This window comes from Komagataeibacter xylinus NBRC 15237 (assembly GCF_001571345.1).
Taxonomy (GTDB): Bacteria; Pseudomonadota; Alphaproteobacteria; order Acetobacterales; family Acetobacteraceae; genus Komagataeibacter; species Komagataeibacter xylinus.
On record NZ_BCTP01000005.1, the window covers coordinates 130,311 to 146,745 of the forward strand.

At 62.1% G+C, this 16,435-nt stretch carries 16 protein-coding genes; 4 read left to right on the top strand and 12 right to left on the bottom strand.

Going from position 1 to position 16,435, the window contains the following annotated elements:
- The first annotated feature begins 19 nt into the window (after window positions 1–19).
- Together fabF and mltG are read left to right on the top strand one after the other, a co-directional pair.
- On the top strand, window positions 20–1,303 hold the full coding sequence (gene fabF / locus GXY01S_RS03680; protein WP_082770707.1) for a beta-ketoacyl-ACP synthase II: 1,284 nt from the start codon (window positions 20–22) through the stop codon (window positions 1,301–1,303).
- Between the two features lie 57 nt (window positions 1,304–1,360).
- Complete coding sequence (gene mltG, locus GXY01S_RS03685) at window positions 1,361–2,365, top strand: endolytic transglycosylase MltG (protein WP_061272029.1); 1,005 nt, start codon at window positions 1,361–1,363, stop codon at window positions 2,363–2,365.
- A 101-nt stretch (window positions 2,366–2,466) separates the two neighbouring features.
- Here mltG and GXY01S_RS03690 read toward each other — a convergent pair whose 3' ends face one another.
- The 8 genes from GXY01S_RS03690 to GXY01S_RS03725 form a co-directional block, all read right to left on the bottom strand.
- On the bottom strand, window positions 2,467–3,282 hold the full coding sequence (locus GXY01S_RS03690) for a lipid-binding SYLF domain-containing protein (protein WP_174520903.1): 816 nt from the start codon (window positions 3,280–3,282) through the stop codon (window positions 2,467–2,469).
- 126 nt (window positions 3,283–3,408) lie between these two features.
- A complete protein-coding gene (locus GXY01S_RS03695) occupies window positions 3,409–4,197 on the bottom strand; it encodes an inositol monophosphatase family protein (RefSeq protein ID WP_061272031.1) in 789 nt (262 codons plus the stop codon).
- 27 nt (window positions 4,198–4,224) lie between these two features.
- Entirely contained in the window at window positions 4,225–4,725 is a 501-nt protein-coding gene (locus GXY01S_RS03700; protein WP_061272032.1) for an MmcB family DNA repair protein, read from the bottom strand.
- A gap of 18 nt (window positions 4,726–4,743) precedes the next feature.
- Window positions 4,744–5,517 carry a nucleotidyltransferase family protein gene (locus GXY01S_RS03705; RefSeq protein ID WP_061272057.1) on the bottom strand — a complete coding sequence of 258 codons (774 nt, stop codon included), beginning with the start codon at window positions 5,515–5,517 and terminating at the stop codon, window positions 4,744–4,746.
- A gap of 8 nt (window positions 5,518–5,525) precedes the next feature.
- Window positions 5,526–6,308: a sterol desaturase family protein gene (locus GXY01S_RS03710; RefSeq protein ID WP_061272033.1), complete on the bottom strand. Its 783-nt coding sequence runs from the start codon at window positions 6,306–6,308 to the stop codon at window positions 5,526–5,528.
- Window positions 6,305–7,411: an LptF/LptG family permease gene (locus tag GXY01S_RS03715; RefSeq protein WP_061272034.1), complete on the bottom strand. Its 1,107-nt coding sequence runs from the start codon at window positions 7,409–7,411 to the stop codon at window positions 6,305–6,307. Before GXY01S_RS03715 ends, GXY01S_RS03710 begins: the two co-directional genes overlap by 4 nt.
- A complete protein-coding gene (locus GXY01S_RS03720; protein WP_061272035.1) occupies window positions 7,408–8,640 on the bottom strand; it encodes an LptF/LptG family permease in 1,233 nt (410 codons plus the stop codon). Before GXY01S_RS03720 ends, GXY01S_RS03715 begins: the two co-directional genes overlap by 4 nt.
- 44 nt (window positions 8,641–8,684) lie before the next feature.
- Window positions 8,685–9,638 (bottom strand): metallophosphoesterase family protein, encoded by a 954-nt coding sequence (locus GXY01S_RS03725; protein ID WP_255210351.1) that lies wholly within the window; start codon window positions 9,636–9,638, stop codon window positions 8,685–8,687.
- A gap of 78 nt (window positions 9,639–9,716) precedes the next feature.
- On the opposite strand from GXY01S_RS03725, the gene GXY01S_RS03730 reads away from it, so the two are divergent.
- Together GXY01S_RS03730 and GXY01S_RS03735 are read left to right on the top strand one after the other, a co-directional pair.
- Window positions 9,717–10,697 carry a diacylglycerol/lipid kinase family protein gene (locus GXY01S_RS03730; RefSeq protein ID WP_061272059.1) on the top strand — a complete coding sequence of 327 codons (981 nt, stop codon included), beginning with the start codon at window positions 9,717–9,719 and terminating at the stop codon, window positions 10,695–10,697.
- Window positions 10,698–10,700: 3 nt separating this feature from the next.
- The gene (locus tag GXY01S_RS03735) at window positions 10,701–11,672 is read left to right on the top strand and encodes a hypothetical protein (protein WP_061272036.1); all 972 of its coding nucleotides are present in this window, start codon (window positions 10,701–10,703) and stop codon (window positions 11,670–11,672) included.
- Here GXY01S_RS03735 and spt read toward each other — a convergent pair.
- From spt to GXY01S_RS03755, 4 genes are all read right to left on the bottom strand, one after another.
- Window positions 11,656–12,858, bottom strand: a complete 1,203-nt coding sequence (gene spt, locus GXY01S_RS03740; protein ID WP_061272037.1) for a serine palmitoyltransferase — start codon at window positions 12,856–12,858, stop codon at window positions 11,656–11,658. The two genes, GXY01S_RS03735 and spt, sit on opposite strands and share 17 nt — an antisense overlap.
- Window positions 12,859–12,864: 6 nt before the next feature.
- Window positions 12,865–13,116 (bottom strand): acyl carrier protein, encoded by a 252-nt coding sequence (locus GXY01S_RS03745; protein ID WP_007400085.1) that lies wholly within the window; start codon window positions 13,114–13,116, stop codon window positions 12,865–12,867.
- 198 nt (window positions 13,117–13,314) lie between these two features.
- Window positions 13,315–15,057: a fatty acyl-AMP ligase gene (locus GXY01S_RS03750; protein ID WP_174520904.1), complete on the bottom strand. Its 1,743-nt coding sequence runs from the start codon at window positions 15,055–15,057 to the stop codon at window positions 13,315–13,317.
- Between the two features lie 53 nt (window positions 15,058–15,110).
- Window positions 15,111–16,244: a hypothetical protein gene (locus GXY01S_RS03755; RefSeq protein ID WP_061272039.1), complete on the bottom strand. Its 1,134-nt coding sequence runs from the start codon at window positions 16,242–16,244 to the stop codon at window positions 15,111–15,113.
- Window positions 16,245–16,435: the final 191 nt, after the last annotated feature.

Consider the following 16,435-nt stretch of genomic DNA (forward strand, 5'->3'; position numbering starts at 1 on the left):
CAGGAAGCAGGGCGGGTTGATGCAGTCTACCGGATCAATGTCTGGACAGCGGCGCGTTGTCGTAACCGGTATGGGTATGGTCAGCCCACTCGGACTGGGTGTTGAGCGCAACTGGTCGCGTATCGTGGCCGGAGAGAACGGCTTTGGCCGTATCTCATCGTTCGATGCCTCTGACCTGCCCGCGCAGGTTGCGGGCGAAGTGCCCGCAGGGCCTACGGAAAGTGGCGGCCTGACCCTTTCGGACTGGGTGCCCGTCAAGGACCAGAAGAAGATGGACCGATTCATCCATCTCGGTCTTGTCGCGGCCACCGAGGCGGTCGAGGATTCAGGCTGGAAGCCGGAATCGGAAGAGGATCGCTGCCGGACCGGTGTCATGATCGGCGCTGGCATCGGCGGTCTTCAGACCATTTACGAGGCATCCGTGACGGTAAAGGAAGGCCGGGCCCGCAGGCTTTCGCCGTTCTTCATTCCGTCCGCCCTGATCAACCTGGTCTCCGGGCATGTCTCGATCAAATACGGATTCAAGGGGCCGAACCATTCGGTCGTCACCGCCTGCGCCACCGGCGTGCACGCCATTGGCGATGCCGCGCGCATGATCATGCTCGGCGATGCCGACGTGATGGTGGCTGGCGGTGCCGAGGCCGCCGTGTGCCCGCTGGGCATTGCGGGGTTCTGCTCCGCCAAGGCGCTGTCCACCCACTTCAACGACGCACCGGAAAAGGCTTCCCGCCCGTGGGACCGTGACCGCGATGGTTTCGTGATGGGTGAGGGTGCCGGTATCGTGGTGCTCGAAGAATACGAGCACGCGAAAGCGCGCGGTGCGAAAATCTATGCCGAGGTGATTGGCTATGGCATGTCGGGCGATGCGCACCACATCACGGCTCCGGCCGCAGGCCATGAAGGCGCGTTCCGCGCCATGCAGAACGCCGTGCGCAGCGCGGGCCTGACCACGGCCGACATTCAGTATGTCAACGCCCATGGCACCTCCACCATGGCCGATGACCTTGAGCTTGATGCCGTCGAGCGCCTGTTTGGCGATGATGCGCGCAAGCTGGCCATGTCATCCACCAAATCGGCCACGGGTCACCTGCTGGGTGCCGCAGGCGCGGTCGAGGCGATCTATTCCATCCTCGCCATTCGTGACAATGTGGCCCCGCCCACGCTCAACCTCGACAATCCCTCACGCGAGAGCGTGATCGACCGGGTTGCGCACACGGCGCAGGAGCGCAAGATCGACACCATCCTGTCCAACAGCTTCGGCTTTGGCGGCACCAACGCCAGCATCATCCTGCGCGGCGTGTAGGACCGGGGCGCCTGAGGGCGCCCCTTTTTATTTCAGGCATAGGGCGAAGGAGCGGGCGTGCGCAGGGTTCTGGCGGTATGTGGGCTGGCATTTCTCGTGCTGGTGCTGTCAGGTCTTGGCACCCTGTTCATGGGGGTGCGGCAGTACAATGCCCCCGGCCCGCTGGCACAGCAGCGCACGCAGCTCGTGCCCCATGGCGGAACCGGGCTGGTCCTGACCAGCCTGCAGGCCGCAGGTATCATCGAGCAGGGCTGGCTTGCGCAGAAAGTGTTCGAGGCCGCTACCGTGCTGACGCGGGTAGACGGCGCGTTTCATGCCGCCGAACTGGTCTTTCCCGCCCATGCCTCCATCCATCAGGTGCTGCTGGTGTTGCGACATGGCAAACCGGTCGTGCACAGGCTGACCGTGCCGGAGGGACTCTCCGCCATTCAGATCGCCAACCTGCTGGAACACGCGCCCTTTATGGATGGTAGCTTTCCCTTCCCAGATGAGGGGTCGGTCATGCCGCTGACCTATGATTACGAATGGGGCATGCCGCGCGCGCTGATGCTGGCGCGCATGCAGCACGCCATGGATCGCGCCATTGATCAGGCATGGGAAGGCCGCGTGGTGGATCCGGCCATCGTCAACCGCCACGACCTGCTGGTGCTGGCCTCCATGATCGAGCGTGAAACGGCCATCGCCTCCGAACGCCCCGTAGTGGCGCGCGTGTTCCTCAACCGCCTGCACCAGGGCATGCGGCTTCAGTCCGACCCGACCGTGGTTTATGGGCTGAACAAGGGGGCAGGGCCATTGGGGCATGCGCTCTCGCATGCCGACCTGCAGCAGCCTACGGCTTACAATACCTACGTGATTGCTGGCCTGCCGCCGGGGCCTATCTGCTCGCCTGGCATGGCAGCCCTTTATGCCGCCGCCCATCCGGCTCAGGGCGACCAGCTTTATTTCGTGGCCAATGGTCTGGGCGGACATGATTTTACCAGCACGCTCGATGACCATAATCGCCACGTCGCGGCCTTCCGGGCCAGCAGGCGTGCAGCCGGGGGCCAGCCCGCGCAGCAGTGACTGAAAGTGTCTGATGAAGCTTTTTTCAACAGGCTTCAAAAGAAATGCCGCCTTTTAAAAAAGGCGGCACCCGAACACTCTCCTGATTTGCAGGCAATTTCTTACTGAGCAGGCAGGCTCTGGCTGCTCACCGAGCCAGACGGCGCGGTTGCAATCGGCTGCTGGACCTGCGTCGTCGTATTACTGGTCTGGCCATTCTTGTCCGGGCGGTTTTGCGCGGTGGCCAGCACTTCGGTCAGGGCGGAGCGCAGCGGGTCAGCCCCCGAATTGTTCACCCGCATGGACACCACAATATCCTCGGGCCCTACAATCTGGTTGTAATAGGCGCGGTTGGCGGCACTGTTGACCCGCATCTTGGAGCCACCAAGGGCGGCTCCTGCAAACAGGCCCTTGGATTTCTGCACGCCCTTGATGGACGTGTTGTGCTCGCCCGCCGTGCCCGCTTCAAGCCCCGAGCCTGATGAGGCGAAGGACGTGCCGACATCCGCGCTCAGCTTCATCTGGCTATCGAGCAGCGACTGTACGCCCTGATCCGTCATAACGAACAGCATGACCTGCACATCCTGCATGCCGAGCTGCAGGCCAAAATTGGCCGATGACATGCGGTAGAAGGCGGGGTCGGACCAGGAGCCATGGGCATCACGCGTCAGGAACACGCAGCCGCCGCCGCCGCCACCAAAGGCGATCGACATGCGGAACACCGAGGGGCAGACCATCACGCCACGCGATTCGGCCAGGTAACGGGTAACCTTGCTGCCCGCCGTGGCGCCTGAGAACATGTCGCGCACGGTCAGCGTGGCGCGGTCCACCAGGCTCTGTTCTTCTTCCATGCTGGCGGCCATCGCGGCGTGCAGCGGCATCATCAGGGCCAGCGTGGCGAGTGACGTCCTGATGAGATGAAATTTGTGCAAACCCATGCTCCCTTTCCGATTCGTCACGGCTGATCCAACAAAACGGTCCGTGCACTGGAGTGGTCTGTGTTCATGGCTGAATCATGGCTCTCAAGGCAAGCCTGCGTGGCATGATCCAGCCCTATATTGCCGTTATTTAAGGGAGACCCCCACCGCCTGCGACAGGGCATCGGCAATGCCGGGGGCCGCGGCTAGGATATGGATGCCATCCTCCAGCCCGCCATCGCGCAGGAAGGGTGAAACCTTAGCACCTGCTTCTTCCAGCAGCACGAGGGCGGCTGCCACATCCCACAGGTTGATGCGAATTTCCAGATAGCCGTCCTGCCGCCCGCAGGCGACCTCAGCCAGGGCAATGGCGCCTGAGCCCCCCGAGCGCGGCATGGCGCCAAGGTTCAGGATGGCGTCGATCTTTTCCTGAAACACGCCCGGCGGCACCCGGTTGCTCCAGCCCATCTCGATCAGGGAGGTGGCGGGGTCGGTCACGGGGGAGGCCTGGATGCGCGCGCCGTTAAGGAATGCGCCATGCCCCTTTACCGCCGTATAGGTCTCGCCCAGCATCGGGGCCTCGATGATGCCGGCCACGGGGGTGTCGCCATCCATCAGGCCGAGCGAGATGCACCAGCGATTGCGGCCGCGCGCGTAGTTTGAGGTGCCATCGATCGGGTCCACCACCCAGCGCAGGCTGCCGGTGCGGGTGCGGCCTTCCTCCTCGCCCTGAAAGCCATCCTCGGGGAACAGCGTGCCGATTCGCCCGGAGATGAAGGCCTCTACCGCGCCATCGGTTTCGGTCAGCCAGTCCTGCGCGCTTTTCTGGGTGCCCTTGGGGCCACCAGGGGCGGGGCGCATTTTCATGGCGAGGGCTGCGGCATCGCGCACGACGGAGCGGGCGGCTTCAAAACGGGTCAGGATGGCCTGTGACATGGGTAACCTTTCTTGTGGAACACTCTACTATTCTACACGTAACGCCGTTTTCACCGCATGTTCCACCTGCGGCATGTCCACCCGGCCCAGCCGTTCGGCGGCCTGTATGGCAAATTGCAGCGTGAGCTTGCGCCTGCGCGCGGCGGCAAGCGGGCTGCGCGGCGGGTGGCGCAGGATGGCGCAGTCGATGCAGGTGGCCGCCTGCGTGGCGAAAGGGCGGGTGGCAGCGATCACGAGCCCGGCGGTCTGCGGCAGGATGTGCTGGGGGAAGTCCTGGTTGACCGCGAAATAGAGTTGGTCGCACCATTGCAGGTAATCGGGCCATTTATGGTCGGCACGAAAATCCGGCAGGCCGGACTTGATCTCGATGCACAGAATGTCGCCCTGCGGTGTCAGGGCCATGATATCGGCCCGCCTGCGATCAGGCAGGACGAATTCATGCAGGACCGCCCACCCATGCATCCGGCACATCTGGCTGACGCCCGTGCGAATGGCGGACTGAAGCTGTGGCGCGGATGGACGGTGCATGGCGTCAGGGCGTGGGCATCAGGCCGCGGGCAGGGGGTGGGATGCGAGCAGGTGCGTGACCAGTTCAAGGTCGGCTGGCTTGTCCACATCCACGGCGGCGCGCCCGTTGGGCAGCTCGATCATGGCCACCCGCGCGTGTGAAAGCTGGCCGATGCGGCGGCACACATCCGCGCGGGTCAGGCGGCGCAGCACAAAGCGCAGCAGGATGCCCAGGCCAAGCGTGCGCGCCATTTTAAGCGGGTTCTTGCGGTCGGCCTCGAGCTTCTGCCACAGCCGGATCACGCCGGCCGCGGCAGGCGTGCGGAACAGGAACATGTTGCAGCCCGAGAAAGCGCCGTCAGCTAGGCGGATCATGGTGCGCTTGGTGCCGGGCACATCGCGCAGGATATCGCGTTCCATCGCAATGCCTGCGGCCACGTCGGCCCCGCTCTCCTGCGCCTTTTGCACAAAGCTGCGCACCCAGGCGGGCTCGAGCAGGGCATGGTCAGCGGTGGTGACCAGCAGCGGCGTGCCCAGCGTGTCCAGCGCCTTCATCACGCTGGAACTCGGCCCGGAGGCGGGGGGGATGAAGGTCACGTTGTCGGGCACGATGCCCGCGAGCACCTCGGGGCGCTCGATGCAGATGGCGATTTTGCCAATGGCCTCGACCGACTGGAGGGCCGTTATGACCCGGCTGATCATGGGGCTGCCGCCAACCGGCAGCAGGGCCTTGTGCGAAATACCTGCCGCCTGCGCCATGGGGTCGGGCCGTCCCGGCCTGCTGCCCGCCAGGATGAGAACATTCAACGCCATGCCCGTGCTCACGCCGCGTTCCGGGTGGTGTTGGCGCCATCGGGGCGGTCACGCGGGGGGGAGCCGGTCTCTTCCATCACCCAGGGGTAGCGATGGGCTTCCTCGATGTCATAGCCAAGGTTGAACACGGTGGGGCTGCGCGGGCAGCCACGTGCATCGGGGTAATAGCTGTGGAAGATGCGGTCGGCCACGAAGCTGGTGATGCCGTAATTGCCGTTCTCATTATGGAAGTGATGCAGCACGTGGCGCTGCTTCATCAACTGGATCCAGCGCATGCGCGGCTTGTAGTTCAGGTGCTGGATGCAGTGGAAGAATTCATAGATGCACGTAATGGTCAGCCCCGCGCCAAAGGCGGCACCCGAACCCGCCAGCCCGCCAATGGCGTAGCCGATGGGAATGGTGACGATGGCGATGGTGGGAACGGTGTTGAGCGGCGAGCCGAACAGCACGTCAAGCAGGTGGGGATCCTGATGGTGATCGAAGTGGATGCGCTTCCACAGGGTGGCGCTCCATTTCATGCGGTAAAGGAACCGCCCGTGGAGGATGAAGCGATGGATGCCATACCAGACCAGCGGGTAGACCAGCACCACCGCCGCGATGCTGATGGCGACCGGCACGAACGACGTGTAGGCGTAAACCATGACCGCGTAGCTGGCGATGGCCAGCACGAAATACAGGATGATGGTGGGGTAGGTGAGGTAGGCAATCCAGAGCTGGGACAGGTTCATCTTGCCCAGGTCGAAGCTACGGCCTGTGCGGATGGAACTGTTCTTCAGGGTATTTGTAATCATCGCTCTTCGATCCTCAGTAGCACGGTGATGACGCCAAGGATGAAAATCAGGATCCCGACGAATATCGCCATAAGCGAGGGCAATGTTCCCGCATTGCCAAGCGCGCGGAGTAGCCCCTGGAACACGACAAACAGCAGGCCCGCGCCAAGGCACCATATGGGTAACCAACTGCGCGTGCCAGCCCGGGGGGGGATATAGACCACCGGCACGGCGAGTAACAGCATTACCGCGAACGTGACCGGTAACATGATGCGTCCCAGTATTTCGGTTATGAAAAACGAGGGCGACTGGCTGGAGGGCATGGTATCGTTCTGCTCGGCCAGCATGGTGCCGATGGACTGGGTTAAACTGACGGTAATCTGCATCACGTAGCCCGGCGTGAGCGTATCGGGCCAGTCAAGGCGCACGGACTGCTCGGGTGTGTCGAGCAGTTCGACGTGGGTCGGGCTGATCACGCTCACCACCCGCGTGGGCGTGCCATACCAGTGGCCATGCACGTAATGCACGTCGCTCAGGGTGGTGACCTTCTGCAGCAGGCTCTGGTGGTCGCGGTGATAGACCGAGACCCCGCCAAGCACCTGCCCGCCATGGGAAAGGTAGTTGAAGCGGATCAGGTCATCGTGGGTGCGCAGCCAGTAGTTGTGCCATGTCGTCGCGGCGTCGGGTGTCGAGGCGTTCCACCACTCGGCGAGGTGCTGCTCCGAGCGTGGCGTGATCTGGTCATTGACCACCCCGCACAGCACGCCGAGGCCGATGATGGTGGGCAGGCACAGCTTGATCAGCCCCGGGGTGGACAGGCCAGCCGCCCGCATGATCGAGATTTCGTTCGATGTCGTCAGTTGCAGCAGGGTGAGCAGCGCACCAATCAGCACGGCGATGGGCATGGCATTGCCGAACAGGAGCGGCAGGTGCATGACCGCGTAGTACAACACCCCGGACAGGCCAAGGTGGCGGTGCATGATTTCGGTCACCTGTTCCAGCAGGGCCAGGATTTCCATCAGCGCCACGACGATGATGGCCGTGGTGAACACCTTGGCCAGCAACTCACGCGAGAGATACCCGAGCAGGACCGTGCCGCTGGCCAGGCGCAGGCGGCGCTTCATGCCTCTTTTTCCTGCATGCGTCGTGGCAGGCCATCCGCCGAAAGCTGGCGTGGCGGCAGGCGCGGCCCCGGCGAGAGCAGGGTGCGCAGCCCCCCAGCCTGCCGGATCAGCATGCCGACGCACACTGCGGCGAAAATGACCGTAGGCAGCCAGATGACCAGCAGTGGCGACATGTGCATGTTGGCGACGAAGCTCATGCCCATCTGCAGCGTGTGGTCAAAGCTGACCAGCGTAATGGCGGCAATGGCCAGGCCGGGATTGCCCTTCTGGCGCTTGCGCACGCCCGCAAGCGCGCAGGCCAGGATGGGAATGAACGGAATGGCGGCCGTGCGTGCAAGGCGGAAATGCAGTTCGGCCAGCATGTAGGACCGGCTGATGCCGGGATAGCCGTGGCGGAGGCCATGATACAGTTCGGGCACGGTCAGTTCGCGTTCCGTCTCGCCGCGTTTGCGGTAGGCCTCATCATCAAGCTTGGCCTCGCCGGAAATGAGGCGCGTGGTGCGGGTAAAGCCGGTGATGGTGGGGGGCTTGTCGGGCGTATCGGTCACGATGGTGCCGTCGACGAGGTCAAGCCGCATGCGCGAGCCATCGGCGGGATTGAACAGGTAACCCTTCTGCGCAGTAATGTAGCGCACGTGCGTCTTGTCCGAATGGTCACGGATGAAGACATGGAACAGGCGCGATCCCGCATGATCCACGCTCTCGGCCGTGAGCGTGATGTCATCTGATATGGCGAACATCTTGGATTGCAGGTGCGGCGTCCAGCCCGCGTGGCTGGCGAAATAGAAGGCCGAGCGGTAGTCATAGCGCGCATAAGGCTGGATGAAGCCATAGAGCGAGAAGGCCAGCACGCCAAAGACCGCCCCCGTCAGCACGAAAGGCTGGCAGATGCGGAAGATCGAGACCCCGCTGGCCGTCAGGGCATCAATTTCATGGTTGGCGCTCATGCGCCGGATAATGGAAAACACACTCACGCACATGGCCGCCGGCAGTGCGAGCCCCAGGTAATGGGGGATCAGGTCGCTGAGCAGGCCGAAGAATGTCTTCATGGAGCTGCCATTGGCAGCCAGCATGTTGAACAGCACCAGAAGCCGCTCCAGCAGCAGGGCGGACATGACCACGCCCAGTGCGATGGAAAACGGCGGCACGACCTGCCGCAGCAGGTAGCGGTCCATGGTTGTGGGACGCAGCTTGGCCAGAATCCCGTGCTGTAAAGACATGCGGCTCATCTAGGCGTGCTTATATCCGAAAAACGATACGGAGGAGGACTCATTCAAAAAATAGTTTCCTGCGTTGTACCCGCGGGCTCCCCCGCCGGAAAGAAACGCCTTGTAACACCAAGCGTATACCCCCCGTCGTCGCGTGGCGTAATGGCAATCCGGTTCCACGCCGCCGCGCGCAGCGGATCACGTGATCGTGCCGATGCAGACGCAATGCCCAGCACCGGCACCGCGCCAGCCGGGCCGGGCAGGGAAGACAGGGTGGAGGTATGGATATGGCCATGGAGTACCATCTCGGCACCCTCGCGTGCAATGCCATGGGCGAAAAGCTGGGGATCCTTGAGCGCCTTGCGGGCAATGGCGAGGCCCGGCACGGGCGGATGGTGAATCATGACAATGCGGCACAGCCCCTGCCTGCCTGTTTCGTGCAGTATTTCGGCCAGACGGGCGGCCTGACGCGCGCCCATGCGGCCCGTGGCCCTGAACCAGGGCGTCGGCACCGCCGAACTGACCCCGATCAGCGCAACCGGCCCCACCCGGCGCACGAACGGAAAGGGCAGTGCGCCCATCCATGGCTGCCACAGGCCCACGGTCTGCTGCCAGTTATCATGCACAAGGGTGTCATGATTTCCCGGTATGACTGTGCATGGCGCGGGCATCTGTTCAAGCCAGCGCAGGGCGTGGCGGCATTCTCCCGGCAGGCCCATATTGGTCAGGTCGCCGGTCAGCGCGATCATGTTCACATGGGCGCTGCCGATATCGACCATCACGCGGGCCAGAATTTCCGGGCGGTGCAAAAAACGGCGGCGCCGCTTCCATGAAAGATCGCTGAACATACGCTTGTTCAGCTTCTCGCGCAGGCGGGGAGGCGACATTTCCGTCGGCAGATGCGGGTCAGAAAGATGGGCTATGGTGATGGTGTTCAAGCTGGTGTCTTTCCCTGCATCAGGCCGGTCAGTAACCGGGCCGGGCGGTGTTATGCCTGCCAGTGTGGTGATGCGTTCCATCGTTTCGTGCCTTGCAATAGAAGGCAGATGGTTGCTTATGGCCTGTAAGTCAAATTTCAGACAGGGATGGAATCATCAGTGACCGGACGTTTTGCGCTTGTTTATAACCCGCGCAGCCGGCGGAACATGGGCGACAAGAGTTCGTATGCCCCGATGGCCCGTAGCCTTCTGGGAGAGAATTTCATTGATCCGGCCGACCGTTCCCTTCTCGATGCCGCAATCGCGCAACTGGCCGCGCGCGACATGGGCTGTATCGTGGTTGATGGGGGGGATGGCACGGTCAGCGATGTGCTGACCGCCATCCATCGCCATTACGACCCCGCGCGTTTTCCTGCCCTTGCCATCCTGCCTTCGGGCAATACCAACCTGATCGCGGGTGATGTGGGCTTTGGCCTGCGCGGGCGCAAGGCCCTTGACCTGCTGGTCAGCCTTGCGGATGCGGGCAAGCTGCGGCAGAAGGTGCGCAGGCGGTGCGGGCTTGTCGTGGAATGGCCCGAGGCCGAGGGAAAGCCTGCGGTCGTGGGCATGTTCCATGGGGCCGCCGCTTTTACGCGCGGTATTGAACTCGCCCACCAGCCTGCCATCCTGAACCATTATTTCCATGAAATGGCGGTTGTCGTCTCGTTCCTGTCTTCGGTGGCGCATCTGTTCACCCGTCGCTCGCGGCGGGAATGGATGCAGGGCAACCCGATTACGCTCAGGGCGGGTGAAAAGTCAGTGCGGCATGGAAACTGCTTTCTGTTCCTGTCCAGTACGCTCCAGCGCCTGCCGCATGGCATATGGCCATTCTGGAACGTGGCGGGCGGGCGCACTGATGTAATCAATTACCTGCATGTGGCAGGCCAGCCCTCGCGCCTCGGTGCTGCCGCCTGGGCGCTGCTGCGGGGGCGGCACCCGGCCTGGCTGCGCCATAACCCGGATTACTGCAGCGGTTGCGAAGAGCGGATCGAAATGGCGCTTGAATCCGATTTCGTGCTGGATGGGGAAGTCTTTTCCCCCGGCGCGTCTGGGCGGATCGTGCTGTCCGCCACGGCACCCATCGACTTCATCCACGCCTGAGGAATGCTGACCATGGCTGATTCTTCCAGCCGCCTTGCCGCGGCAGGGCGCATTGCCCATACGCTGGCCAATGAACTGGTCCAGCCCGTTCCTGCCTTTATCACGCAGTTTGTATGCGACCTGCTGGGTCCAGCGCAGCCTCTGGGCGTGCTTTTTTACGGCTCCGTGCTGCGCGAACCCGACCCCGATGGCGTGCTGGACTTTTATGTCATCGTGGAACGGCTGGAGGACTGGACCTCTGGTTACTTCGCGCGTGAGGCCAATCGCCTGCTGCCGCCCAATGTTGAATATCATGAGATTCCGGTGGGCGGGCGCATCATCCGCGCCAAGGTTGCCATCCTGTCGATTGCCCAGTTCCGGCGCATGACGGGGCGGGCCACGCTTGACACCACCATCTGGGCGCGGTTCTGCCAGCCGGTCAGGCTGGTCTGGGTGCGCGGGCCGGAGGCGGCCGACGCCATACTGGGCTGCCTGGTGCGCGCCATGGGGCAGGCCGGGCGCTGGGCGGCTGCCCTTGGCCCTGAACAGGGCACGGCGGATGCATTCTGGCTGGCGCTGTTCGCGCATACCTATGGCGCGGAATTGCGGGTGGAAAACGGGCGCAGGCCATCTGCCCTGCTTGAGGGGCGCGAAGAGCGTTATCGCGCGCTGCTACCTGATATATGGCTGGCCGATGGGCTGCCGTTCTCGCGAGAGGGAGATTGCCTTGCCCCGCGCCTGACACCACAACTGCGGCGCAGCATGCATGAAGGCTGGTGGCTGCGCGGGCGGCTGGGGCGGGTGCTCAATGTCAGCCGCCTGTTCAAGGGCGCCTTCACGTTTGAAGGGGGCGCGCGCTATATTGCCTGGAAAATCAGGCGGCATTCCGGCATTGAACTGCCGCTTGGACCATTTTCCGAGCGGCATCCGCTGATCTGCCTGCCATACCTGTTATGGAAGCTACGGCAGGCAGGGTTCTTCAGGCGGCGTGGCTGAGTCCCATCTCGCGCGCTACTGTTGCGAAGACGTTAACAGCCTTGTCAATTTCCGCTGGCGTGTGCGTTGCCATGACGGAGGTGCGCAGCAGCGGGTGCTGGTCCGGCGTGGCGGGCGGCAGGCTGAGGTTGACGTAAACCCCAAGGTCAAGCAGCCGGTTCCAGAACGCCACGGCAACCGCCACGTCATCCAGAATGACCGATACGACCGGGCTTGCCTGCGGGCCGGTGCGCAGGCCTGCTGCCTGAAGGCCCGCATGCAGCCTGCGGGCATTGTCCATCAGGCGGATGCGCAACTCGGGGTGGTTTTCCAGTTCGGTCAGGGCCGCCATGGTCGCGGCAATGACTTCCGGCGGCAGCGAGGCCGTGAACATGTAAGGCCGTGAACACAGGCGGATCAGGTCCAGCCCGTCATGGTTGGAGACACAGTAGCCCCCCACCGTGCCCAGGCTTTTGGAGAACGTGCCGACGACGAAGTCGACATCGTCTTCCACGCCATCGGCTTCGGCCACGCCGCGTCCATGCTTGCCCATCACGCCAACGGAGTGGGCCTCATCGGCCAGCAGCCAGGCCCCGGTCTCGCGCTTGACGGCAGCAAATTCCGCCATGGGCACCACATCGCCCATCATGGAATAGATGCCTTCAACCACAACCAGCTTCGCCCCCGGCGTGCCCTCAAGGCGGCGCAGGCGCTTGTGCAGGTCATCAGCATCATTATGGCGGAAGCGGATCACCTGCGCATGGCCAAGGCGGCTGCCATCATAGATGCTGGCATGGCTGTCGGCATCGAGCAGGAGGTAGTCATCCTTGCCCGCCAGGGCAGAAATGGTGCCAAGATTGGCCTGATAGCCCGTGGAGAATACCATGCAGTGCTTGCGCCGGAAGAAGGCGGAAAGCCGTTCCTCCAACTGGCGGTGCAGGCCCTGCGTGCCATTGGCAATGCGCGAGCCGGTCGTGCCCACGCCATAGGCCTTTGCTGCCTCGACCGCGGCATTGATCGCGGCGGGTGACTGGCTCAGCCCAAGGTAGTTATTGGTGCCGAACAGCAGCGTCTCGCGTCCTTCGATCAGCCCTACCGTTGAGGAAATGGGCTTTTCGATCACGACATCGAAGGGGTTGCGGCCGCCGCCAGCGGTTACGGATGCAAGGGCGGAGGCCAGACCTTCATATTTGGAAAAAATCGACATGATGCGTCAGGAAGCCTGCTTAAGGGAAACAATGCAGGCAGCCAAGTCATCAATGGTGCGGATATCGGCCAGCCGGTCAAGCGGCACGGAAACATCAAGGGTATCCTCGATTTCCATGACGAAATTCATGACGGCCAGTGAATCAAAGGCCAGATCTTCAACGATCTTGCTGCTGCCATTGATATCACGGGGAACCTTGGGGTTCGCCAGCAGCGTCTTCACGATCAGCGCGGAGACGCTCGCTACCGTTTCACTCATTCCTACATCCTTATGGCATGTCCAGCCTGCCCGTGGCAGCGGATCAGCATGAATGGTCGCCCCGCGCATGCGGCGGGGACGGGGACTGCAATCGGTCCCCTTAATTGCAAAGCCTTATGCGCGAAAAACAGGTTTTTGACCAGTCCTGCTTTCTACCCTGAACTGACGTGGCAACGGCGATGGGGGTGCGCCAGAGTGTCAGACCACGGAAACGGAAGATGATGCTTCCAGCGGCTGGAACGCCCCCGAAAGCAGCATGGCCCGTGCCCGCGCCCGCGTCAGCTTGCCCGATGAGGTCTGCGGCAGGGTGTGGGGCGGGACCAGGATGATGGACACATCCACCCCATGCTGCCGGCGGAACAGGCTGGCCGTTTCGGTTTTCAGCGTTTCACGGGCTTCGGGCGAAGTCGCGCGGCACTGCACGAGGGCCACGATCTTCTCGCCTTCGTCCTCATCAACCGAGAAGACGGCCACGTCACGGCTGCGCAGGGTGCTGATCTCGGTCTCGGCTGACCATTCCAGATCCTGCGGCCAGATGTTGCGGCCGTTGATGATGATCAGATCCTTGGCGCGTCCGGTAATGACAACCTGCCCGTTGAGCATGTAGCCAAGATCGCCAGTATTGAGCCAGCCTTCGGCATCGACCACGCGGGCGGTTTCCTGCGGGCGGCGGAAGTAGCCCTGCATCAGGCTCGGGCCGCGCACATAGACGGTGCCGATCTCGCGGTCGCGGAGCACATGGCCCTGCGCATCACGGACTTCAAGTTCATGCTGCGGCAGCACTTCGCCACACAGCACGAAGGTGCGCAGTGCGCGTGCCGGATCATTGGAGGGTACGGCCTTGCCCTGTGTTTCGAGCGCGCGCAGGTCAATCGTATCGGTGCAGATGCCCGCGCCAAGCGGGGCAAAGCTGATGGCCAGCGTTGCCTCGGCCATGCCGTAGCTGGCGGTAAAGGCACCGCTGTCAAAACCGGCGGAAGCGAAGCGTTGGGCAAAATCCTCAAGGATATGATAGCGGATCATGTCGCCGCCAATGCCCGCCACGCGCCACGATGAGAGGTCAAGCTCGATCGAGGTTGCGCGGCGCGCGCACAGCTCATAGCCAAAGGACGGGCTGTAGGAGATCGTGCCGCGATTGCGGCTGATCAGGTCCAGCCACACATGGGGGCGACGGGCGAACTCACGCGTGGGCAGCATGTCAACGCTGAGCTGGCAGGTCATGGGCGTTAAGAAAAAACCAACGAGTCCCATGTCATGATAGAGCGGCAGCCACGACACGCAGCGATCGCCGGTTTCGCGTACCTTGAGCCCGTTGAGCGCAATCGCGTGCGCATTGGCCATGCCCGAACGCTGGGTTACGGCAATGCCCATGGGGAAGCGCGTGCTACCCGAGGAAAACTGCAGGTAGGACAGGTCATCCGGCCCGACCGTGGGCAGGGTTTCGACCGTAATGGGCGTTTGCAGCAGTTCGGCTGGCGTGCCGGAGAATTTCAGGTCCAGCCCGGTCGTGATCTCGTCTGTCCATGATGCGATGATCGAGGCGATGACCACGGCTGATGCCGCGGCGCCCTCGATCATGCCGCGCAGGGTGCCGACATATCCTTCACGCCCGCCAAAGGCGACAGGCAGCGGCAGGGGGGCGGGCACAAGCCCGGCATACTGGCAACCAAAGAAGATGCGGGCGAAGTCACCATCGCTTTCCGCCACGATGGCCACCCGGTCGCCCGGTTCCAGCCCGAGTGACAGCAGGCGCCTGCCGGTCTCGATCGCCTGTTCGCGCAACGTGCTGTAAGGCAGCGTTTCGAGCAGGACGCCCTTGCCGGAATAGATGTTGAAGCCGCTCTTGCCCTGGGCGGCATAGTCCAGCGCAGCCGGGAACGACGAAAAATCGCCGTAACGACGAGGCAGACCAGAATCGGAGGGGGTCGGGAGGCTTATCATTTCCGGTAATTTGACTTCCACAGACGTATCTTGAAACGGCGAATGGGCGGTGTTCAACCAATTACCCTCAAAAAGTCAATAATCGATTTCGCGCCTTTGGCCGCCGTATCTGCCGGCGGCTCAAACCCGAATGTGTCGTGTATATACTCTTTTTGCCGATCAAGGAAATTTGCATGTGACAGGAAAGCATTGTCAAGGTCATTGCCTGCTGTTTCCACGTTTTCCAAGACCGGGCCAAGGGTCCAGCTCTCATAATTGGGGTCGCCGCGCCATGCGGCCCGGTGCGCGTTAAGGAACAGGCACGGGCGCGGTTTGATAAGAAATTCACTGACCTGACTGCTGACATCACCCAAATAGAGATCAGCGGCCATGGTATAGGTCATGTCGACGCTTTTGTCGCTGCCAAGGTCAATGATCATGTGGGGAGATCGGGTAAAAGGCGCCAGGATTTCCATGCTTTTCTCACGATTTGTATCGAAAAGCCGGTAATGCGGGGCAAAGATGAGATTATATTTTCCCTGCCGGGCAAAATATTCCAGCAATTTCATGCCAAATCGTGGCCATGAAGACAGGCTGCGACTGAAATGCGGGTTATAGAGGACCGTGGGGCGCCCATTATCAAAAAGCGGGCGCGCCTGAACATGAAGTCGGCGCACCATGTCGAATTTGGCATAGATTCCAGTAGTATAATGGCCCTTGCGCAACGTGCCCGCATGGAGCAGCCGCTCTTCAACCTTATGGCCCGCCATCAGGATATAGTCGAATTTCCGCACATCATTGGTAAAGCCGATGGCCCTGTCTCCGGCGCCATGTCGGGTCCAGATAAGGCGGGGATTGTGCACCCCCATCTTGCGTAAATAGAGCGAGGTGCGCTCAGGAATGACGATAGCCTGAAACTTGTTGAAATAATTCCTGTTCAGAAAAAGCACGGCCATTTTGCTCAGGGGGGTCGGCCCATGCTGCTTTATGTGGTTGCGGATCCACCGGGGCATGGCCAGCGTATCAAAGGTAACGGAAGACTCCGGATAGAGACGCGAAAGCTGGTGAAGGCGTTCAGCGCGTTCATCTGTCAGGCTGGCAATGTGAACCCGGACATCTTTATACAGGCGCGCCATTTCCAGCGCGACCGGGAGTGAATGGAACTCCTGGTGCGGCTGGGCAATATACGGGAAAAGGATATGATACACTTAAAGTAAGCCTGTCAGCGCGCTTAAAAACAAGATGACATAGTTCTATCCCTGTTTGCCAACCCTACAAGGAAGGTTTTGCAGGGTAGCACAGTCTGCCACCTATAAGGGTGTGACATTTAATGAAATCTGCCTTGCGATAAATCAATTCGAAGCGGAGTTAGGGCCTGTTAGGTCTTGAATAACAGAAC